The 19581-nt window shown below is 60.0% G+C and carries 22 protein-coding genes; 10 read left to right on the forward strand and 12 right to left on the reverse strand.

Translation table 11 applies throughout. The features are described from left to right. Nucleotides 1–43 precede the first annotated feature (43 nt). A complete protein-coding gene (locus tag ACA051_RS08510) occupies nt 44–634 on the reverse strand; it encodes an HD domain-containing protein (RefSeq protein WP_497374375.1) in 591 nt (196 codons plus the stop codon). 99 nt (nt 635–733) lie between these two features. Next, nucleotides 734–1045 (reverse strand): Mpo1-like protein, encoded by a 312-nt coding sequence (locus ACA051_RS08515; RefSeq protein WP_497309120.1) that lies wholly within the window; start codon nt 1043–1045, stop codon nt 734–736. A 164-nt stretch (nt 1046–1209) separates the two neighbouring features. On the opposite strand from ACA051_RS08515, the gene ACA051_RS08520 reads away from it, so the two are divergent. Continuing rightward, nucleotides 1210–2271, forward strand: a complete 1062-nt coding sequence (locus ACA051_RS08520; protein ID WP_497309122.1) for an AraC family transcriptional regulator — start codon at nt 1210–1212, stop codon at nt 2269–2271. Here the strand turns inward: ACA051_RS08520 and ACA051_RS08525 are convergent. Then, on the reverse strand, nt 2228–3682 hold the full coding sequence (locus tag ACA051_RS08525; protein ID WP_497309123.1) for a TrkH family potassium uptake protein: 1455 nt from the start codon (nt 3680–3682) through the stop codon (nt 2228–2230). The two genes, ACA051_RS08520 and ACA051_RS08525, sit on opposite strands and share 44 nt — an antisense overlap. Before the next feature lie 122 nt (nt 3683–3804). On the opposite strand from ACA051_RS08525, the gene ACA051_RS08530 reads away from it, so the two are divergent. Further along, nucleotides 3805–4371, forward strand: coding sequence for an NAD(P)H nitroreductase (locus tag ACA051_RS08530; protein WP_461957750.1), 567 nt, complete (start codon nt 3805–3807; stop codon nt 4369–4371). Nucleotides 4372–4487: 116 nt separating this feature from the next. Here ACA051_RS08530 and ACA051_RS08535 read toward each other — a convergent pair whose 3' ends face one another. The 6 genes from ACA051_RS08535 to ACA051_RS08560 all read right to left on the reverse strand — a co-directional run bounded on the left by ACA051_RS08535 (nt 4488) and on the right by ACA051_RS08560 (nt 8820). Then, on the reverse strand, nt 4488–5828 hold the full coding sequence (locus ACA051_RS08535; RefSeq protein ID WP_497309125.1) for a sensor histidine kinase: 1341 nt from the start codon (nt 5826–5828) through the stop codon (nt 4488–4490). Between the two features lie 175 nt (nt 5829–6003). Then, a complete protein-coding gene (locus tag ACA051_RS08540; protein ID WP_497309127.1) occupies nt 6004–6453 on the reverse strand; it encodes an LTXXQ domain protein in 450 nt (149 codons plus the stop codon). A 261-nt stretch (nt 6454–6714) separates the two neighbouring features. Then, the gene (locus tag ACA051_RS08545; RefSeq protein WP_008010984.1) at nt 6715–7392 is read right to left on the reverse strand and encodes a response regulator transcription factor; all 678 of its coding nucleotides are present in this window, start codon (nt 7390–7392) and stop codon (nt 6715–6717) included. Between the two features lie 7 nt (nt 7393–7399). Next, nucleotides 7400–7813 carry an SH3 domain-containing protein gene (locus ACA051_RS08550; protein ID WP_497309128.1) on the reverse strand — a complete coding sequence of 138 codons (414 nt, stop codon included), beginning with the start codon at nt 7811–7813 and terminating at the stop codon, nt 7400–7402. A 109-nt stretch (nt 7814–7922) separates the two neighbouring features. After that, nucleotides 7923–8222 carry a YciI family protein gene (locus ACA051_RS08555; RefSeq protein WP_497309129.1) on the reverse strand — a complete coding sequence of 100 codons (300 nt, stop codon included), beginning with the start codon at nt 8220–8222 and terminating at the stop codon, nt 7923–7925. A gap of 1 nt (nt 8223) precedes the next feature. After that, nucleotides 8224–8820 (reverse strand): septation protein A, encoded by a 597-nt coding sequence (locus tag ACA051_RS08560; protein WP_219095129.1) that lies wholly within the window; start codon nt 8818–8820, stop codon nt 8224–8226. Nucleotides 8821–8907: 87 nt separating this feature from the next. Between ACA051_RS08560 and ACA051_RS08565 the strand changes: the two genes are divergently transcribed. The 6 genes from ACA051_RS08565 (at nt 8908) to rluB (ending at nt 14003) form a co-directional block, all read left to right on the forward strand. After that, on the forward strand, nt 8908–9771 hold the full coding sequence (locus tag ACA051_RS08565) for a PHP domain-containing protein (protein WP_497309131.1): 864 nt from the start codon (nt 8908–8910) through the stop codon (nt 9769–9771). Between the two features lie 13 nt (nt 9772–9784). Next, on the forward strand, nt 9785–10414 hold the full coding sequence (locus ACA051_RS08570) for an L-threonylcarbamoyladenylate synthase (RefSeq protein ID WP_497309133.1): 630 nt from the start codon (nt 9785–9787) through the stop codon (nt 10412–10414). Beyond that, nucleotides 10415–11236, forward strand: coding sequence for a segregation and condensation protein A (locus ACA051_RS08575; RefSeq protein ID WP_497297987.1), 822 nt, complete (start codon nt 10415–10417; stop codon nt 11234–11236). Between the two features lie 11 nt (nt 11237–11247). Further along, nucleotides 11248–12234: an SMC-Scp complex subunit ScpB gene (gene scpB / locus ACA051_RS08580; RefSeq protein WP_497374377.1), complete on the forward strand. Its 987-nt coding sequence runs from the start codon at nt 11248–11250 to the stop codon at nt 12232–12234. A 148-nt stretch (nt 12235–12382) separates the two neighbouring features. Next, the gene (locus ACA051_RS08585; protein WP_497309136.1) at nt 12383–12574 is read left to right on the forward strand and encodes a DUF1289 domain-containing protein; all 192 of its coding nucleotides are present in this window, start codon (nt 12383–12385) and stop codon (nt 12572–12574) included. Nucleotides 12575–12731: 157 nt separating this feature from the next. Continuing rightward, nucleotides 12732–14003 carry a 23S rRNA pseudouridine(2605) synthase RluB gene (gene rluB / locus ACA051_RS08590; RefSeq protein WP_403099344.1) on the forward strand — a complete coding sequence of 424 codons (1272 nt, stop codon included), beginning with the start codon at nt 12732–12734 and terminating at the stop codon, nt 14001–14003. 163 nt (nt 14004–14166) lie between these two features. On the opposite strand, the gene ACA051_RS08595 is transcribed toward rluB, so the two are convergent. Together ACA051_RS08595 and ACA051_RS08600 are read right to left on the reverse strand one after the other, a co-directional pair. Further along, complete coding sequence (locus tag ACA051_RS08595) at nt 14167–15132, reverse strand: M29 family metallopeptidase (RefSeq protein WP_497309138.1); 966 nt, start codon at nt 15130–15132, stop codon at nt 14167–14169. A 69-nt stretch (nt 15133–15201) separates the two neighbouring features. Beyond that, nucleotides 15202–15339 (reverse strand): hypothetical protein, encoded by a 138-nt coding sequence (locus ACA051_RS08600; protein ID WP_167360483.1) that lies wholly within the window; start codon nt 15337–15339, stop codon nt 15202–15204. A gap of 931 nt (nt 15340–16270) precedes the next feature. Here ACA051_RS08600 and ACA051_RS08605 point away from each other — a divergent pair. Next, complete coding sequence (locus tag ACA051_RS08605; RefSeq protein ID WP_497374379.1) at nt 16271–17686, forward strand: amino acid permease; 1416 nt, start codon at nt 16271–16273, stop codon at nt 17684–17686. 241 nt (nt 17687–17927) lie between these two features. Next, nucleotides 17928–18341, forward strand: coding sequence for an alternative ribosome rescue aminoacyl-tRNA hydrolase ArfB (gene arfB, locus ACA051_RS08610; RefSeq protein WP_497309142.1), 414 nt, complete (start codon nt 17928–17930; stop codon nt 18339–18341). Here the strand turns inward: arfB and ACA051_RS08615 are convergent. Beyond that, nucleotides 18338–19537 (reverse strand): MFS transporter, encoded by a 1200-nt coding sequence (locus ACA051_RS08615; protein WP_497374381.1) that lies wholly within the window; start codon nt 19535–19537, stop codon nt 18338–18340. The two genes, arfB and ACA051_RS08615, sit on opposite strands and share 4 nt — an antisense overlap. Nucleotides 19538–19581 lie beyond the last annotated feature (44 nt).

Consider the following 19581-nt stretch of genomic DNA (forward strand, 5'->3'; position numbering starts at 1 on the left):
CGGGCTTGCCCGCGAAGAGGCCTGGCCGGACACCCCAAGCCTGTCAGGCTGGCGAATGTTCTTCCATCGCCGCCTTGTAGATCGAGTTCTTCGGCTGCGCAAACAAGCGCTCCATCATCGGCTCAAAGAAGCTCAGCGGTAACGTCTCGTAAGCCGGATCAAACGCCGCCGCGTCATATTTGGCGCAAAACTCGATAGTCGCCTGATACTGCGGATGCCCGCTGAATTGCTCGCGCAGGTGTCGATCCATTCCCAGGTGATGGAAGAAGTAATACCCCTGGAAAATCCCGTGCTTCTCCACCATCCACAGGTTTTCGGCGCTGACGAACGGCTTGAGGATCGCCGCGGCGATGTCCGGATGGTTATAGGAACCGAGCGTGTCGCCGATGTCGTGCAACAGGGCGCAAACCACGTATTCTTCATCCCTGCCATCGCGCCAGGCACGGCTGGCGGTTTGCAAGGAGTGGGTCAGGCGATCCACCGGGAAGCCGCCAAAATCACCCTCCAGCAATTTCAGGTGCGCCACAATCCGTGACGGCAATTGCCTGGCGTAGGCACTGAAGTCGGCGGCGATGATCGCCCAGTCTTCCTGCGTGCCATCCTGCATGTGGGTGAATCGTGCATTGGCGTTCATCAGCTATCCTCTTGTTCTTGGCGACAGGGATGTCTTGAGTGTAGGACTTGGATCCACTATCGCACTGACTGCGCAGGACGTTTTGATGGCGAGTGGAGCCTAGAACGGCACACGCCCCAGAATCATGTCGCGGTACATGACAAAGTCGCCGAGCAGGCTATAAAGGGGGTGTTGAAACGTGGCAGGACGGTTCTTCTCGAAGAAGAAATGCCCGGCCCAGGCGAAGCTGTAACCTGCCAGCGGCAAGGCCAGCAACATCAACCAGGCGCCTTTGCCGATGGTCAGCGCCAGAATGAAGATGACCAGGGTGGTGCCGACAAAATGCAGTCGCCGACAGGTGCTGTTGCTGTGTTCGCTGAGGTAATACGGGTAAAACTCAGCGAACGTATTGAAACGTTTGACGTTTTCCACGACTGCGATCTCTGTGGTTGTTGTTCTGATTGCAAGTTGTTCTGCGGGTAGCCTATTTAAGTCTAGAGTGATCATTGGCATCGGCCAGTGACAATAGGCGCCACTTTAGTATCCTTCGCAAATTTGCCGCGTGTAGACGGCTCACAAAACAGTAAGAAAACGCCATGAGCGAACGAACGACTTCTGCAAGCTGGGCGATGGGGATTGTCAAAGCACTGGAGATGGACGGCCTGGATTGCCGGGCTCTGTTCAAGCAGCTGGGGCTCGACTACGCCTCACTGGATGATCCGGATGCACGCTTCCCGCAAGATTCCATGACACGCCTGTGGCAGCGCGCGGTCGAGCTGTCCGGCAACCCGGCGATTGGCCTGAACATGGGCAAGGTGGTGCGACCGGCGTCCTTCCATGTGGCTGGCTACGCGCTGATGTCCAGCCAGACCCTGGCCGAAGGCTTTCAGCGGCTGGTGCGTTATCAGCGGATCATTGCCGAAAGTGCCGACCTGAGTTTCCGACTGCTGGATGAAGGCTATGCGCTGATTCTAACGGTGCATGGCGATCACTTGCCGCCGACCCGACAGAGCGCCGAAGCTTCGCTGGCCTGTGCGTTGGCGCTGTGCGGCTGGTTGACCGGGCGCACGTTGCAACCGCGCAAGGTGCTGATACAGGGCGATCAGCCTGTCGATCTGGAACCCTATAAACAAGCGTTCCATGCGCCGTTGGTGTTCAACGCTCCTTATGACGCCTTGATCTTCGAACGCGCCGACATGGAAGCGCCGCTGCCGACGGCCAACGAGGCGATGGCGCTGTTGCATGACCGGTTTGCCGGCGAATACCTGGCGCGGTTTTCCGAGAGCCGCGTGACCCACAAGGCGCGGCAGGTGCTGTGCCGTTTGCTGCCCCAGGGCGAACCCAAGCGCGATACGGTGGCGCAGACGCTGCACCTGTCACAACGCACCTTGCAGCGCCGCTTGCAGGAGGAAGGCACGAGTTTTCAAACCTTGCTCGACGACACGCGACGTGAACTGGCCGAGCAATACCTGGCGCAGCCCACCATGACCTTGCTGGAAATTGCCTACCTGTTGGGATTCGCCGATCCGAGCAACTTCTTCCGCGCCTTTCGACGCTGGTTCGACGCCACGCCCGGTGAATATCGGGCGCGGCTGACGCAAGCGCCGGCGGTTGTCAGTGCCGCCAGAACGCAGGAATACACAGAACAAACACCGTAATGATCTCCAGTCGGCCCAGCAGCATGCCGAACGACAGAATCCATTTGGCGGCGTCCGGCAGGGTGGCGAAGTTGCCCGCCGGGCCGATGGTCTCGCCCAGGCCAGGACCGACGCCGGACACGGTGCTGGCGGCGCCGGTCAGGGCAGTCATCCATTCCACGCCGAGCAGCGACAGCAGCAGGGCGATCACGCAAATAGTGATGGCGAAGAAGAAGGAAAAAGTAAGGATCGAACGCACGATCTCTTCGTCGAGGCGGTGACCGTTGTACGTCTGTTTGATCACCGCCCGCGGGTGAATCAATTGGTTAAGGTTGGCCTTGAGCAGGATGTAGGCGACCTGGAAACGGAAAATCTTGATCCCGCCGGCAGTCGAACCCGAGCAACCACCGACAAAACCCAGATAGAAGAACAGCATCAGCGAGAAATTTCCCCACAAGCTGTAGTCCCCCAGCGCAAAACCGGTGGTCGTCACCACCGAGGTCACGTTCAGCGCCACATGCCGCAGCGCCTCCAGCCAATGCAGCTGGGTGGTCCACCAGTACCAGGTGCCTAGCACCAGCCAGGTCACCAGCAACATGCCGAGCAAGCCTTGCACCTGCTGGTCCTTGATCAGTGCTTTGCGGTTACCGCGCAAGGTCGCTACATACAGGGTGAACGGCAGGGCACCAAGAATCATGATGACGATCGCGACCCAATGCACTGCAGGCTCAGGCCACTTGGCCAAAGACTGGTCGGACGTTGAGAAACCACCGGTGGAAATCGCCGACATCGCGTGGTTGATCGCATCGAACGGGCTCATCCCGGCCCACCAGAACGCCAGGCTGCCGATAATGGTGATGCCGACGTAGGCCGCAACGATCAAACGCGCCACCATGTGCGAACGCGGCATGACCTTTTCGGAGCGATCCGACGACTCGGTCTGGAACAGCCGCATGCCGCCGATGCGCAGCAACGGCAGAATCGCCACCGCCATGCCGATAAAGCCGATGCCGCCGATCCAGTGCAGCAACGAGCGCCACATCAGGATGCCGGGGGACATGCTGTCCAGGCCCGTGAGCACCGTGGCCCCTGTGGCGGTAATGCCGGACATGCTTTCGAAGAACGAGTCCGTGTAGCTGATGCGCTGGGTCAGCAGAAATGGCAGCGCAGCGAAGATGCACACCACCACCCAGCTGCTGACGGTCAGCAAGTACATGTCTCGCGGGCGCAGATGTATGTGTTCGGGACGACCGGGGATGACCAGAGCCAAACCCGCGACGAAGGTAATCATGCTCGCCCAGAGGAACGACGGCAGATCGCTCGTGCGCTCGAAAATCACCAGGGTCGCCATGGGCACGACCATGGCGATGGCCAGCGTGATCAGGAAGATGCCGATGATGAAACCAATAATCCGTAAGGTCGGCAACGCCATGAAGTCCGCTCGGGCTGAAGAAGGGAAGGCCGCCATTCTACCTGCGGGGCAGGGCATGTAAACCGGCACTGCCACGGCAGTTGAAGCTAGAATAGCTGCACATATTTTTCAGGAGGTGGCCGATGCAGGCTCTCGACGCTTTGCTCAACCGTGTTTCCGTTCCACGACTGCTCGAACCGGCACCGACCGCAGCGCAGCGTGAAGTGCTGTTTTCTGCCGCGATGCGTGCGCCGGACCACGGCCATTTGCAGCCTTGGCGCTTCCTGACAGTCGAAGGTGCGGCGCGCGAACAAATGGGCGAGTTGCTGGCCGAAGCGGCGAAGCTGCAAGACAGCGAAGTGTCCGAGGCGGCGCTGGACAAGGCGCGTAACGGTCCGTTGCGCGCACCGCTGGTGGTCGTGGTGATCGCACGGTTGCAGGACCACGTCAAATACCCGAAATCCGAGCAATTGCTGGCGGCAGGGTGTGCGGCTCACGGGATTCTGCTGGCCGCTTACGCGCAAGGCATTGGCGCGGTGTGGCGCACCGGTGAGCTGGCGTACTCGGCGCATGTGGCCAAGGGATTGGGGTTGGCAGAAGGGGAAGAGGTGATTGCCTTCCTGTACCTGGGCACGCCGCAGAAAGAGCCGCGGGTGGCGGAGAAAGTCGACCTCGCCGAGTTCGTCAGCGCCTGGCCTTCTAAACCCTGAAATCAAATGCTTCGCGGGCAAGCCTCGCTCAGGTTTATGTGTCATGCCTCGATATTGTGTTCGGCATAGGACCTGTAGGAGCGAGCGGGCGGCGATCCGACTTGCCCGCGAAGCTTTCAAGGCTGGACGACAGCTCCGGGCACCAACGGTAATTCCAGGCTGGCAATGAACCCGCCTTGCGGGTGATTGGCCAGTACCAGACTCCCGCCATGTCGCTCCGCCGCACGTCGCGCAATGGCCAGTCCCAAGCCATGCCCGGCCGCCGTTTGCCCCGGCGCCCGATAGAATGGCTCACCCAACTGAGTCAGATGCTCGGCATCGACACCGGGCCCATGGTCCCTGACGCTGACCACAATTCGCTCACCCTGGCGCACCGCCTGCATTTCAATCGACTGCCCCACGGGGTTGAAGCGCTGAGCGTTTCGCAGCAGGTTGTCGACGGCGCGCTCGATCATCGTCGGCCAGCCCTTGAGGTTCAGCTGCGGTTCGGCGTCGAGGTGAACGGTCTGCTCCGATGAACCCAATTGCGCATCCTTTTGCAGCGTACTGAGCAACGCATTCAGATCCACTTCTTCAGCGCTGGCGTTGTCGGCATCGACCCGCGCCAATACCAGGATTTCGCTGATCAAGGCTTCCAGTCGATCGCATTCACGGGTCAAGCGTGGCGCGAGTTTTTCCCGTTCCTCGGGTGTGGCCCGTTCGGCCAGTGCCAGGGCAATGCGCAGTCGCGCCAGCGGTGAACGCAGTTCATGGGACACATCGCGCAGCAATTGTCGTTGGCTACCGATCAGACTTTGCAGGCGCGCACCCATGCGGTTGAAGTCGTTGGCCAATACACCAAATTCGTCGCGCCGGTTAGCCAGTTTCACCAGGCTGTTCTGCTGATAGGTGGTTTGCCCAAGGTCATGCACCGCGCCGCGCAAGCGGTTCAGCGGGCGGGTGATGGACAGGGTCACGAACAGGCTGAAGAGGGTCAGCACCACCAGCGCAATACCCAGCGCGCTCAGCGGCCAGAGCAGGCTTTCGCGGTGCCAGGCGTCCAGTTCCGGGTGCGGGATGCGGTAGATCAGCAGGTAGGTGTCGCCGGTTTTGGCGCTGGTGTATTCGTCGGTCAGACGTCGCCACGGCAGGCGGCGATCGTCGTTGTTCTGCCGTGCTTCGAAAGCCGCCGCACGCCGGGGGAAGGTGCCGCGCACCACCGGGTCGCCGCTCTCGTTGAGCACCTGAACGTCGATGTGATACTGGCGCTTGCGCTGTTCCAGGATGTCCTGAGCGGCTTCCTCACCCTGGGCTTCGTAGGTTTGCGTCCACTGTTCGGCCAGGGTGTTGAGGCCCGGGTGGCGGCTGAGAATCCATGCGTCCTGGTTGAGCATGTGCCCCAACAGAATGGAAAGCCCAGCAACCAGAGCGATGGCCAGCCAGAAGCTGGCCAGGATACGCCAGAACAATGAGCGCACAGAAAATCCTCAGACAAACACAAATCCCATGTGGGAGCGGGCTTGCTCGCGAAAGCGTCGGTACATTCAACATCAACGTGACTGAAAGGACGCCTTCGCGAGCAAGCCCGCTCCCACATTTAACTGGGTGGAGACAGACCCGACGGGGTTAGCCGTCGGGTCCTGGGTCAGCGCATTATTGCGCTTTTTGCGGTTGTTGCGCTTTCCACGCCTTGAACTCGGCCCATTCGGCGCGGCGCTCAGCCTGTTTCTTCTGGATCTCGTCGAATTTCTTCTGTTGATCCGGTTTCAGCAGGCCACGGACCTCGGCTTCGCCTTTCTTGTGGTTGGCGGCCATTTCGTCCTTCATGGCTTTCTGGTCGGCCGGCGAGAGTTTCTCCAGGTACTTCTCGACCACTTGCTTACGCTCGTGCATCTGCTCGCCCATGATTTTACGGATCTGCTCACGCTGTTCGCGGCTCAGGTCCAGCTGGCTGTACGGGCCTTTACCGTGCATGCCGTGCATCTGACCGCCGTGGCGCGGGCCGTCCATCGGGCCACCCATCGAGCCGGCACCTTCAGGCATGGCCATGGCAACGGTCGGCAGGGCGGCAGCGAACATCAGAGCGATAAGAGTCTTGCGCATGGTGAATCTCCTTGTCTCGTTCCCGGTACGTTCCGGATGAGTTCAGATTACGGAGATCAAGGTCAGCGGCGGTCAGCGGAGCGTAAAGCTTGGGTAAAGACGAGTTCGTGGCGTCCTTACAAACTTTGCCGGCAGTGACCTGTGGCGAGGGAGCTTGCTCCCGCTGGACTGCGCAGCAGGCCTTCGTTTGGGGCCGCTTCGCAGCCCGACGGGAGCAAGCGTCCTCGCCACAGGTTGTTCTTATCCAGTTCTTCCTGGTGCTTACAGGCTGTAGTAGTAACCGCGACTACGCAGGGCAACGATGCGCGGGCGGCCGTCGGGATGCGGGCCGATTTTTTTGCGCAGGTTGCTGACGTGCATGTCCAGGCTGCGGTCGTACAAGGTCAGCTTGCGGCCTAGGGCGATTTGCGCCAGCTCCTGTTTGTCCAGCGGCTCGCCGGGTTGCTTGAGCAAGGCTTCGAGCAGACGGCTTTCGGAGACGGTGAGGGTGAATTCCTGTTCGTCGATGCTGACCACGCCACGCACCGGACTGAAGCACAGGTCGCCCAGTTCGAGCTGGCTGGACACCGCCGTTGGATGACTGCGGCGCAGTACGGCGCGCAGACGGGCTGTCAGTTCCCGTGGGTCGCACGGCTTGGCCAGGTAATCGTCGGCGCCGAGTTCCAGGCCGAGGATACGATCCAGTGGCTCGCCACGCGCAGACAGCATCAGCACCGGCAGGTCCGGATGGTCGCTGCGCAATTGCTTGAGCAGTTCCAGACCGCTACCGTCCGGCAGCATCACGTCCAGTACCACGGCGGCGGGGGAGGTTTCGGCCAGCGCACGGCGAGCACTCTGGCCGTCGTGACAGGCACGGACCTGAAAGCCTTCCTGGCTCAGCCAACTGCTCAGGAGCTCGCACAGCTCCTGGTCATCATCAATTAATAACAGCTCGCTCATTACTCACTCAATTTAGCCATTGCCGACGTTTTCTGGTGGCGCCACTGGCGAAGATACCGCAGAGAAGGGCCAATAGCGCCACTCCACCACCGATTACAAACCATTGCTGCTGATCAGTCAGCAGACGTGGCAGCGGGTTGCTGGCCTGGGCTTCCTTGAGTTGCAGCTTGAGGCGCTGGTTCTCCTGGCGCAACCGGCCCAACTGAGCGCTTTCACGTTCACTGTCGGTATTTTGCAGTTGTTTGCTCAGTTCTTCTCGTTGCTGCTCACTTGCCTTCAAGCGCTGCTGCAACTCAGTGATTTGGCTGCCGGCGCTCAGCGACAGCGGCGTCGAACTGCCGCCTTCGGCGCTTTCTTCGCCGTGGGCAGGGGCCACCATCGACAACGTCACCAACATCAGACACAACGGACCTTTGCGCATCGCCACTCCTGATTCCAATACGAGTATTGGGCAGGTTGTCGGCCGGCAAACGAGAATAATGAGCGTTGAGCGCGCGATGAACCGGCAAGGTTCATCGCGCGGGCGCAATTTACGGCAGGACTTGCTTGAACGGCTTGACCGAAACGTTGGCGTAGACGCCGGCGGCGATGTACGGATCCGCATCGGCCCAGGACTGGGCGGCGCTCAGGGAATCGAACTCGGCGACGATCAGGCTGCCGGTGAAGCCCGCCGCGCCCGGATCATTGCTGTCGACCGCCGGGTGCGGGCCGGCCAATACGATACGACCTTCACCCTTGAGCACTTGCAGACGCTCAAGGTGGGCAGGCCGTGCGGCCAGGCGGGCTTCCAGGGAGTTGGCGACGTCTGTGGCAATGATTGCGTAAAGCATGTCAGTCCTCGGTTTTTGGCGTGGTGGTATCGGCGTCGTGCAGGTGACGGGACAGATAAATGCCCTGGGCGACCAGGAACAGCAACGTCATGCCCAGGCTGCCGAAGACCTTGAAGTCGACCCAGTAGCTCTGGAACGTGAACGCGACGAACAGGTTGGCGGCACCGCAAAACAGGAAAAAGCCGATCCAGGCGATGTTCAGGCGCGTCCAGACCAGGTCCGGCAGGGTCAGTGCGTGGCCCATGATGCGCTTGATCAGCAGTTGGTCACCGATGAAGTGGCTGCCAATGAACGCCAGGGCGAACAGCCAGTTGACCACCGGCGCTTTCCACTTCAGGAAGGTTTCGCTGTGGAACGCCAGGGTCAGGCTACCGAAGACCAGGCAGGCGATGAGGGTCAGCCACTGGCTCTTCTCCAGCTTGCGCTGCTTGATGAACAGCGCACCGTAAACCACCAGGGAGCTGATGATCAGCATCGCGGTGGCACTGTAAATACCGCCTACAGTCAGCTGATGACCGCCAATGTCGACGACCCGTGGATCGATTTTGAAAACGATGAAAAACAGCAGGAGCGGGATGAAATCGATGAATTGTTTCACAGTGGCAGCCAGAAGCAGGATGTGGCGGCATAATAACAAACATATGGGCGCGCGATAGCGCCAGCTGATTTGAGGTAACACATCCCCGTGAATGTTGACTTGCACTGCCATAGCACCGCCTCCGATGGCGCTCTCGCGCCTGCTGTCCTGGTGGCGCGTGCGTTCGAGAAAGGCGTGCGAGTGCTGGCCTTGACCGATCACGACACCCTCGAGGGGCTCGACGAGGCCCGCAGTGCGGCCACGGCGCTGGGGATGCAACTGGTCAACGGCGTCGAATTGTCCTGCACCTGGGGCGGCGCGACCATTCATGTGCTCGGCTACGGATTTGATGTGACTGCCGTACCGTTGGTCGAGGCGATCGCCAAATTGCACGATGGCCGCTGGCTACGGTCCGAAGAAATAAGCCGCAAGCTGGCATTGAAAGGCATGCCCGGCGCGCTGGAAGGTGCCCGGGCCATCCAGCAGGAACTGGGCGACAGCGGCAATGCGCCGGCCCGTCCGCACTTCGCCGACTGGATGGTGCGTGAAGGTTTCGTCAAGGATCGCGCCGAAGCGTTCCGTAAATGGCTGGGCGCCGGCAAGCTGGGCGACGTCAAGCAGCACTGGCCGACCCTGGAAGACACTGTCGAAACCCTGCGAGCCGCGAAAGCCTGGGTCAGCCTGGCGCATCCGTGGCACTACGATTTCACTCGCAGCAAGCGTCGCCGCCTGATTTCTGACTATATTCAAGCCGGGGGCCACGCCATTGAAGTGGTCAATGGCCATCAGCCCGCCGAGCAAGTGGGCAGCCTGGCGATTCTTGCCCGTGAGTTCGGTCTGCTGGTCAGCGCCGGCAGTGATTTTCATGGCCCTGGAGGCTGGTCCGAGATCGGCGAATACCGCCCGCTCCCGGAGGATCTGCCACCACTGTGGTGTCGATTCAAACATGACCCAATTATTGCCGCCGTCTGAACAGGTAGAGAATGTGAGTCAATTTTTCCAGATTCATCCGGAAAACCCGCAAGCGCGCCTGATCAAACAGGCTGTCGAGATCATCCGTAAAGGCGGGGTGGTGATTTATCCCACAGACTCGTCCTACGCCATTGGTTGCCAGATCGGCGACAAGAATGCCGTGGATCGCGTGCGCCGTTTGCGTGGGCTGGACGAAAAGCACAACTTCGCGCTGATCTGCAGCGACTTGTCGCAACTGGGGGTGTTCGCCAAAATCGACACTGGCACCTTCCGCTTGCTCAAGGCGCACCTGCCGGGGCCTTACACCTTCATTCTCAACGCCACCCGCGAAGTCCCGCGGCTGTTGTTGCACCCGAAAAAACGCACCATCGGCCTGCGGGTGCCAAGCCATCCGATTGCCTTGGCGCTGCTGGAAGAACTCGGCGAGCCCTTGATGAGCGTGACGCTGATCATGCCCGGCGACACCGACCCGATGAGCGATCCGCACGAAATGCGCCAATTGCTTGAGCATCAGGTCGACCTGATCATCGATGGCGGATTCGGTGGGATAAAGGCGTCCACCGTGATCAACCTCGCCGACGGCGAGCCGGAAGTGATCCGCGTCGGTTGCGGCGACCCTGCGCCGTTCATGGCCGAGGCGTAGATGTCTGCAGTAGAACCCGTTGTCGACAGTCAGGCCGGAGCCCAGCAAGAGCTGCCCTTCGCCATGGTCTATGGCCAGGCGGTCATGGAAATGCCGCTGGACTTGTACATCCCGCCGGATGCGCTCGAGGTGTTTCTCGAAGCCTTCGAAGGCCCCCTCGACCTGTTGCTGTACCTGATCCGCAAACAGAACATCAACATCCTCGACATTCCCGTGGCGGAAATCACTCGCCAGTACATGGGCTATGTCGAGTTGATGCAGTCGGTGCGCCTGGAACTGGCAGCCGAGTACCTGGTGATGGCCGCGATGCTGGCCGAGATCAAGTCGCGGATGCTGTTGCCGCGGGCCGAAACCATCGAAGACGAAGAAGATGACCCGCGCGCCGAACTGATCCGCCGCTTGCAGGAATACGAACGCTTCAAGGCCGCAGCCGAAGGCATCGATGGTTTGACTCGCGTCGGGCGTGACGTGGTGGTGCCCAAACTGGATGCCCCGGAAGCCAGGGCGCGCAAGTTGTTGCCGGACGTGCGCTTGTCAGAGCTGCTGCTGTCCATGGCCGAGGTCCTGCGCCGTGGCGACATGTTCGAAAGCCATCAGGTCAGCCGCGAGGCGCTGTCCACCCGCGAACGCATGAGCGATGTGCTGGAGCGGCTCAAGGGCGGCGGTTTCGTGCCCTTTGTCGAGCTGTTCACCGCTGAAGAAGGACGTCTGGGGGTCGTGGTGACCTTTATGGCGATCCTCGAACTGGTCAAGGAATCTTTGGTTGAGCTGGTGCAGAATGAGCCGTTCGCGGCGATCCACGTGCGAGCCCGAGCCGAATAACGAGTTGAATCATGAACCTGACTGAACCCCGCGAGCTGGCGCCATTGCTTGAAGCCTTTCTGTTGGCCTCGGGAAAACCGCAATCGCTTGAACGCCTGTTCGAACTCTTCGAAGAGGGCGAACGCCCGGAGCCGCCGGTCTTCAAGAAAGCGCTGACGATTCTGGCCAAGTCCTGCGACGGTCGCGCCTTCGAGCTGAAGGAAGTGGCTTCCGGGTATCGCCTGCAGATCCGCGAAAAGTTCTCGCCGTGGGTCGGCCGCTTGTGGGAAGAGCGCCCGCAGCGTTATTCCCGCGCCATGCTCGAAACCATCGCTCTGATCGCTTATCGCCAGCCGATAACCCGGGGCGAGATCGAAGACGTGCGTGGCGTGGCGGTTAACAGTCACATCGTCAAGACCCTGCTGGAGCGCGAGTGGATTCGCATCGTCGGGTACCGCGACGTGCCTGGCAAACCGGCGATGTTTGCCACCACCAAGGCTTTTCTCGATCACTTCAACCTGAAGAACCTCGACGATTTGCCGCCGCTGGCTGATTTGCGTGAGCTGGAGCCAGATCCCGTGCTCGATTTCGACGATGCGCCGGTGCCGGCTGGGTTGCAGGAGCTGGCAGATGCCAGCGCCGAGCCGGAGGAGCCCAAAGAGGAGACCAGTTTTCATACGCTGTTGCTCGAGCTGGACACCATGGAGGAGGGGATCAAGACCGACTTTGATGACATCCTGCGCGACGGCGAGGCGACTGGCTCCAATGAGGTTCTGGAGCTGCCGGAGCCGGAAATCGAAGTTGAACTTCACGTCGAGCCAGAAGCCACAGTCGAAGAAGAGCCGGAAGAAGAACTGGAAGACGACGTGCTCGGTGTCGCCGAGGCGCGCGAGAAACTCCTGGCTGCTGTCGCCGCTCTCGAACAGCCGAAATCCGAGCCCGAATTGAGCGACGAAGAAGCCGAAGCCCGCGCCCTGGCCGAAGCGATCGAAGCCGAACGCCGCGAATTCGAAGACTGACCCGGATCTTGTGGACGCCGATTCCCCTTGTGGGAGTGAGCCTGCTCGCGATAGCGGTGGGTCAGGCAACCATGATGTCGATTGACACTCCCTCTTCGCGAGCAAGCCCGCTCCCACAATGGTTTTGTGGTGTTGTCTGGAGTATTTGATGAGTTCTACCAAAGACCCGTGCATCAGCGTCTGCACATTCACCGACGACATCTGCCTCGGCTGCGGCCGCAGCAAACGCGAGATCAGGGCCTGGAAGAAACTCGACAAGGCTGACAAGCGCACGGTGCTCGCGGAGTCGGCGCTCAGGTTGATCAAACTCGGCGGCGCCGTTCGGCGTAAAAACAAATAACCTGGCAATCATCAGCTAGTCTCTGATGCGCGAACGCTCCTATGAGCGTATGATTCGCGACCCTTTGGCGATCCCTTTGCCCAAGTACCCAGTTTTACATCGCTTCAGGACGCTCAATTCAGGGCCGCCTGAACAGACCACACCGGGAGGTGCCCAGATGAGTATCAACGACCAGAAAGACGACCAGGAAATCGGCCCAGCAGGCGAAAAACTGCAGAAAGTCCTCGCCCGTATCGGCGTCGGCTCGCGCCGTGACGTAGAAGCCTGGATCAGCCACGGCCGCATCAAGGTCAATGGCAAAGACGCCACCCTTGGGCAGCGCGTCGACATGCACGACGCCATCACCATTGATGGCAAGGTGATCAAGCGCGAAGAAGCCGCCGAGTCGGTACGCCGCGTGATCATGTACAACAAGCCCGACGGTGAAATCTGCACCCGCCTTGATCCGGAAGGCCGTCCGACCGTTTTCGACAAGATGCCGCGCCCGAAAGAAGGTCGCTGGATCAACATTGGTCGTCTGGACATCAACACCACCGGCCTGCTGATGTTCACCACCGACGGTGAGCTGGCCAACCGCCTGATGCACCCTTCCTACGAAATGGACCGTGAATACGCGGTACGTGTTCGTGGCGAAGTCGATGACGAGATGATCGAGCGTCTGAAAGCAGGCGTCGTCCTCGAAGACGGCCCGGCCAAGTTCACCGACATCAAGCAAGCGCCAGGTGGCGAAGGTTTCAACCACTGGTACCACTGCGTGGTGATGGAAGGTCGCAACCGCGAAGTTCGTCGTCTGTGGGAATCCCAGGGCCTGGTGGTCAGCCGTCTGAAGCGCGTGCGTTTCGGTCCGGTGTTCCTTAACTCCGACCTGCCGATGGGTCGCTGGCGCGAAATGAGCCAGTACGAAGTCGACATTCTGAGTGCTGAAGTCGGCCTGACCCCAGTGGCCATGCCGCAGATGAACGCCAAGAGCAAAGATAAGCTCGACCGCATGCAGCGTAAATCGTCGCGTCCAATGGGCAAGACCGAGCGCGTGCGTTCGTTGCGTCCAGCCATCGGCAACCAGACAGCGGCTACGCCACGTGATACTCGTGAACCGCATATCGAAGGCGAGCGTCCAGCCCGCAAACCAGCAGCGCCTCGTGCTGATGGCGAGCGCGGTCCACGCACACCGCGTCCGGCCAATGGTCGCACTGAACGTGGCGAAGGCCGTGGTGCGCCAAGCGGTGGTCGCAGTGATCGCGGTGCTCCAGCCGGTCGCGGTACGCCAGTGGCAGACCGTCCGGCCGACACCAAGCGCCCGGCCAAGGCACCGGCGAAGAAGCGCCCAGGCATTGTTCTGGTCGATAAGGATGCGCCATCGGGCAAACGCCGTGGTGCGCCAGCGGGTTCGGGCCAGCGTCCGGGGTTTGGCCGTCGCAAGCCTGAATAATCGGTAAGCGCCGCATAAAAAACGCCAACCTTCGGGTTGGCGTTTTTTTTCGTCTGACTTTAAGTAAGGTTGTGTTGTTGCCGACGCCTTCGCGGGCAAGCCTCGCTCCTTGGTTCGGCGGCGCCCTTGTAGGAGCGAGGCTTGCCCGCGAAGGCGTCAGCCGCTAGAACACAAACCGCCCATCAAACACCGGCTCATCATCCAGCGCCAACACCCCGCTGGAGAAGATCAGGTCCAGATGATGGCTGCCCTTGGCCCCACCACCCAACCCCAGATGCAGCCCGCAATGGCGCTCCTCGAACCCGGCATTGCGCGCATACAGCGCCTTCACGCCTTCATTGGTGCCGATCCCCAACTCCTCAATGCGCCGGTTCGACGGATTGGCCTCCAGGTACTTGTTGAAATCATGTTCCAGCCCCGGCACATCCGTGGCGATCTTGTGGATGGTCGAGTTCTCGATCCATAACTCCAGCGGCGAATCGAGCACCCCGTACTTGCGGGCAAACGGAATGGTGCTGAGGAACGTCCCCATGAACTTCACCTGGCCGTTAATCGCTTCGCTGTGCGTGGCAATTTCACCGGGCGCCAAATCAAAGTTGCCGACACCGTTGATATCCGTCCACCTCTTGATGCTATGCATCGGAGTTTCAAACCACGAGCCATGATCATCTTTGAAACTCAACGTTGTCGCGTGAGACATGCGCTGGATCAAGTGGCTGTTCAACCCGGCAATCCGCTGCGGGGTGACACTGAAAGTGTCGTAGAAGTAATCGCCGTAATCCTTGAACAGCAGCGACTTCTTCCAGTTCTCGGCCATCACACCTTGCAGCGCGCGGACAAACTCCGGGCCGTCGGGGCGAGGATTGGGCAGGGTGGAAGAGTCGTAGAAGAAAATGTACAAATCGCTTTCGGCTATCGCCTGGGCCAGCCGTTCGGTCGGTTCGAGGTCCAGGCGCATCGCGCTGAAACGGAAGGGCTGGCTGTCACCGGCCTGTTCGGCGATGGCGCCGGTCAGTGCCTCGTAATCAGCGGTGTGGCCGAGCAAGACCTTTGCCGGGTTGATGCCGGCAACGGCAGGGTGGTGTTCGAGGTAGTAAAGGAAATGCGAAATGGCGCGTTGCTTATCCATGTAGTCCTCCCTGACAAACCGAGAAAAAGTGGCAGGCACAACCGGCCGGATCGTGCCTGCCTGGGTGCCTTACAGAGGCCACATCGCCGTGCCGAACGGAACAACCGCGTCGGCTTGCATCATTTCAACGGCGGCTTCATGGGTCGGCGCTTCAAACCAATCGTCCAGTTGCAGTTCAGTGTCCAAGTCTTTTTCAAGTGCTTGCATTGTGAATCTCCTAGATGACTTTTTCGGTAAGTGCAGCGGCGCGTTTTTCAATCATTGAATATCGTGCCAACTTGCCGGTCGATGCGTTTCGGCAAGTCGCTGAAAACCTAGTCCAGAGGGTTTTAAATTGCAAAAAAATAATCAAATTAGTTTGGCGTAAACTTTTTATTCTGTTTTGTAGGCGCAGTTTTATCGATTAAAAACAAAAAACTAACTCGACCTTTTCCTTAGGAAGCTTCCTATCGTCAATTTGCAGTCGTCCTACAGATTGATCTGATTTGGAAATTGTTCGTTACAGCATGTAAAGAAAAGTTGACGGAATCACGCCCCAAAGCCCTTGGATTGACGCTTGCGGAAGGGGTGTAAGGAAAACCTGCCGCCAACTGGCTGGTTCGCGGTCATGAAGGGCTCTGGCCCGCTTGTTTCAGAGGCGCGGGACGGGTGAGATGCGCTCCATGCCTGTCGTGCAGGTGCATAACAAGAAGGAGGCGCAATGAACGCCGTGACTCATCTCCACATCTCCCTCGAGGACGACTTGTTCGTCGTCCCCGCCGAAGACCTGCAAAGGTCTGACCCAGTTTTTGCAGCCGCCCGAGACCCTCGGGGCGGACACAGGCAATCCCGGCAAACGACACGCTGATCCAGCGGTGTCTGGCAGCAGGGGGTTACAGGTGTACAATGCGCCGCGTTTTAACTGTGACCTCCTGCGCATCTGCGCAAACCTCAAGGCTATCCGCCTTGTTCACTCCGCCGCGCCACAAGCGTGTCGGGTTCGATTTCGTCACAGATAAAAACAAACAGGTGACGCATGACCGTTGTAAAAACGCTGAACTCCTTTTGCCTTCGCTGGGGTTTGATCGGCGCTGCTTGAAATCGCAACCGAGCAGCAACGTCTAACGAACATCATCAAACCTTGCGTGAGACCCTTTTCATGAGTGGACAAAACTCGCATTCAGGCGAGCTGAAACGCGGCCTGAAAAATCGCCATATTCAACTGATCGCCCTCGGTGGCGCGATCGGTACCGGGCTGTTCCTCGGCTCGGCCGGCGTACTGAAATCTGCCGGCCCGTCGATGATCCTCGGCTACGCCATCTGCGGCTTCATTGCGTTCATGATCATGCGCCAGCTTGGCGAAATGATTGTCGAAGAGCCGGTGGCCGGTTCCTTCAGCCACTTCGCCCACAAATACTGGGGCGGTTTTGCCGGCTTCCTGTCGGGCTGGAACTGCTGGATCCTGTACATTCTGGTGGGCATGTCGGAGCTGACCGCTGTCGGCAAATACATCCACTACTGGGCGCCGGACATTCCGACCTGGGTCTCGGCCGCCGGCTTCTTCGTCCTGATCAACCTGATCAACCTGGCCAACGTCAAAGTCTTTGGCGAGGCCGAGTTCTGGTTCGCGATCATCAAGGTCGTGGCGATTGTCGGCATGATCGCGCTCGGCAGCTATCTGCTGGTCAGCGGCCACGGCGGCCCGCAAGCCTCGGTGACCAACCTGTGGGCCCACGGCGGCTTCTTCCCGAACGGGGTTAGCGGTCTGGTGATGGCCATGGCGATCATCATGTTCTCCTTCGGTGGCCTGGAAATGCTTGGCTTCACCGCAGCCGAAGCCGACAAGCCGAAAACCGTGATCCCGAAAGCCATCAACCAGGTGATCTACCGGATCCTGATTTTCTACATCGGTGCGCTGGTCATCCTGTTGTCGCTGACGCCGTGGGACAGCCTGTTGGCGACCCTGAATGCGTCGGGTGATTCGTACAGCGGTAGCCCGTTCGTGCAAGTGTTCTCGATGCTCGGCAGCGACACCGCCGCGCACATCCTCAACTTCGTGGTCCTGACAGCGGCGCTGTCGGTGTACAACAGTGGCACCTACTGCAACAGCCGCATGCTGCTGGGCATGGCCGAGCAGGGCGATGCGCCGAAAGCCTTGGCCAAGATCGACAAGCGCGGCGTACCGGTGCGTTCGATCCTCGCTTCGGCAGCGGTGACATTGATCGCTGTGTTGCTGAACTACCTGATCCCGCAAAACGCGCTGGAACTGCTGATGTCGCTCGTGGTTGCCACCCTCGTGATCAACTGGGCGATGATCAGCTTCTCGCACTTCAAGTTCCGCCAGCACATGAACAAGACCCATCAGACGCCGCTGTTCAAGGCCTTTTGGTACCCGTATGGGAACTACATCTGCCTGGCGTTCGTGGTGTTCATTCTCGGCGTGATGCTGTTGATCCCGGGCATCCAGATCTCGGTGTATGCGATTCCGGTGTGGGTCGCGTTCATGTGGATGTGCTACGGCATCAAGAACAAGCGCAGCGCTCAGCATGCATTGCAGGCGGCAAACGCGAAGTAAGCGCCGTACGCAGATACAACAAACCCGGCCAATGTGCCGGGTTTTTTGTGCGTGCCGCAAACCCTGTGGAATTGCGCTGATCCTTGTGGGAGCGGGCTTGCTCGCGAAAGCGGTGTGTCAGTAGACATCAACATTGCCTGATACACCGATTTCGCGAGCAAGCCCGCTCCCACAGTGGATCTTCGGTGCCGGGGATCTGATTCGCGGTATCCTGCGCGTTCTGAATACGGGCGCTTTTTCCATGCTGGTGATTTCCAACAATGTGCATCTACCGGATACCGAGATCGAGTTGACGGCCATCCGCGCGCAAGGCGCCGGTGGGCAGAACGTCAACAAGGTCTCCAGCGCGATGCACTTGCGCTTCGACATTCCGGCCTCGTCCTTGCCCGAGTTCTACAAGGAGCGGCTGTTGGCACTGCGTGACAGTCGCATCACCAGCGAAGGCGTGTTGATCATCAAGGCCCAGCAATACCGCACGCAGGAAGCCAATCGCGCCGATGCGCTGGAGCGGCTGGTCGAGTTGATCCTCAGTGCCACCAAAGTCGAGAAGAAACGCCGCCCGACCAAGCCGACCCTCGGTTCGAAGAAGCGTCGGCTGGAATCCAAGACCAAGCGGGGCAGCATCAAGGCCGGGCGCGGCAAGATCGACTTCTAGCGGGCGTCGCGCTCTTCGCGATACTTAGGCGCTTGTCGGTACAGATAAATGCTCAGTGCCAAACCGCTCAATGCGGCAATGGCGGCAAACAGGAAGATCGAGGCAAAGCCAAACCCGGCAGCAATCGCACCCGCCAGTGGCCCGGTAATTCCCAGCGACAAATCAATGAACAGCGAATAAGCCCCTACCGCCGCACCGCGACTGGAGGCGGGCACCAGGTTGACGGCTTCCACGCCCAACGCCGGAAACACCAGCGAAAACCCGAAACCGCTTAATGCCGCACCGGCCAGGGCCCAATGAGCATCCGGTGCCAGCCACAGCAGCAACAGCCCCAGGGTTTCCACCGACAGGCAGGCAATCGCCACGCGAAAGCCGCCGAGGCGGTTGATCAGGTTGCCGAACAACAGTCGTGCGCCGATGAAGCTGGCGCCGAACAGGCTCAGGCACAGCACCGCGTTGTCCCAGTGTTGCGTGGCGTAATACAGCGTGATGAAAGTAGCGATGGTGCCGAATCCGATCGAGCCCAGCGCCAGGCCACAGCCGTGGGGCAGTACCCGACCCAGCACATGCATGAAGGGCAACCGCTCACCGACGACAATCGGCGCGGCGGTTTTCGGCCAGGCGAGCGCCAGGCCCAGCACGGCCAGCAGCACGATGCTCACGCCCATGCTCCACAACCCCAACTCACCGACCAGCCACACCCCCAGCGGGGCGCCGATGGCGATCGCGCCATAACTGGCAATGCCGTTCCAGGAGATGACTTTGGCGGTGTTCGCAGCGCCGACCCGGCCGATGCCCCAACCAATCGAGCCCGAACCCACCAGGCTTTCCGCGCTGCCAAGCACCAGGCGGCCGATCAGCAGGCTGATCAGGCTCAGCATCGGCAGGCTCTGGGTCCAGGCCGAAACCAGCATGAACACGCCGCTCAAACCGCAACCGGCGAGACCGTACATCACCGCGAGTTTGCTGCCCTTGTTGTCGATAATTTTGCCGGCGTACGGCCGGCTGAGCAGGGTGGCCAGGTATTGCACGCTGATCACCAGCCCGGCGATCACGGCGCCGAAGCCGAGGTCGCTGTGGACGTAGCCGGGCAATACGGCGAGGGGAATGCCGATGTTCAGGTAGCCGATGAAGGTAAAGAGAACGATGGAAACGACTTGCAGCGTGACCGCCAGGGGGCTCTGGTTTTCAGACATGGGTAAAGGTCCACGGGAAAGCAGGATAGATAGGCTGCTTATGA

Source organism: Pseudomonas sp. LBUM1669, from assembly GCF_059695705.1.

Coding starts and splice junctions, on each gene's coding strand:
- ACA051_RS08510 (WP_497374375.1), bottom strand. CDS start 634: ATGAACGCCAATGCACGATTCACCCACATGCAGGATGGCACGCAGGAA.
- ACA051_RS08520 (WP_497309122.1), top strand. CDS start 1,210: ATGAGCGAACGAACGACTTCTGCAAGCTGGGCGATGGGGATTGTCAAA.
- ACA051_RS08525 (WP_497309123.1), bottom strand. CDS start 3,682: ATGGCGTTGCCGACCTTACGGATTATTGGTTTCATCATCGGCATCTTC.
- ACA051_RS08530 (WP_461957750.1), top strand. CDS start 3,805: ATGCAGGCTCTCGACGCTTTGCTCAACCGTGTTTCCGTTCCACGACTG.
- ACA051_RS08540 (WP_497309127.1), bottom strand. CDS start 6,453: ATGCGCAAGACTCTTATCGCTCTGATGTTCGCTGCCGCCCTGCCGACC.
- ACA051_RS08545 (WP_008010984.1), bottom strand. CDS start 7,392: ATGAGCGAGCTGTTATTAATTGATGATGACCAGGAGCTGTGCGAGCTC.
- ACA051_RS08550 (WP_497309128.1), bottom strand. CDS start 7,813: ATGCGCAAAGGTCCGTTGTGTCTGATGTTGGTGACGTTGTCGATGGTG.
- ACA051_RS08555 (WP_497309129.1), bottom strand. CDS start 8,222: ATGCTTTACGCAATCATTGCCACAGACGTCGCCAACTCCCTGGAAGCC.
- ACA051_RS08575 (WP_497297987.1), top strand. CDS start 10,415: ATGTCTGCAGTAGAACCCGTTGTCGACAGTCAGGCCGGAGCCCAGCAA.
- scpB (WP_497374377.1), top strand. CDS start 11,248: ATGAACCTGACTGAACCCCGCGAGCTGGCGCCATTGCTTGAAGCCTTT.
- ACA051_RS08585 (WP_497309136.1), top strand. CDS start 12,383: ATGAGTTCTACCAAAGACCCGTGCATCAGCGTCTGCACATTCACCGAC.
- rluB (WP_403099344.1), top strand. CDS start 12,732: ATGAGTATCAACGACCAGAAAGACGACCAGGAAATCGGCCCAGCAGGC.
- ACA051_RS08595 (WP_497309138.1), bottom strand. CDS start 15,132: ATGGATAAGCAACGCGCCATTTCGCATTTCCTTTACTACCTCGAACAC.
- ACA051_RS08600 (WP_167360483.1), bottom strand. CDS start 15,339: ATGCAAGCACTTGAAAAAGACTTGGACACTGAACTGCAACTGGACGAT.
- ACA051_RS08605 (WP_497374379.1), top strand. CDS start 16,271: ATGAGTGGACAAAACTCGCATTCAGGCGAGCTGAAACGCGGCCTGAAA.
- arfB (WP_497309142.1), top strand. CDS start 17,928: ATGCTGGTGATTTCCAACAATGTGCATCTACCGGATACCGAGATCGAG.
- ACA051_RS08615 (WP_497374381.1), bottom strand. CDS start 19,537: ATGTCTGAAAACCAGAGCCCCCTGGCGGTCACGCTGCAAGTCGTTTCC.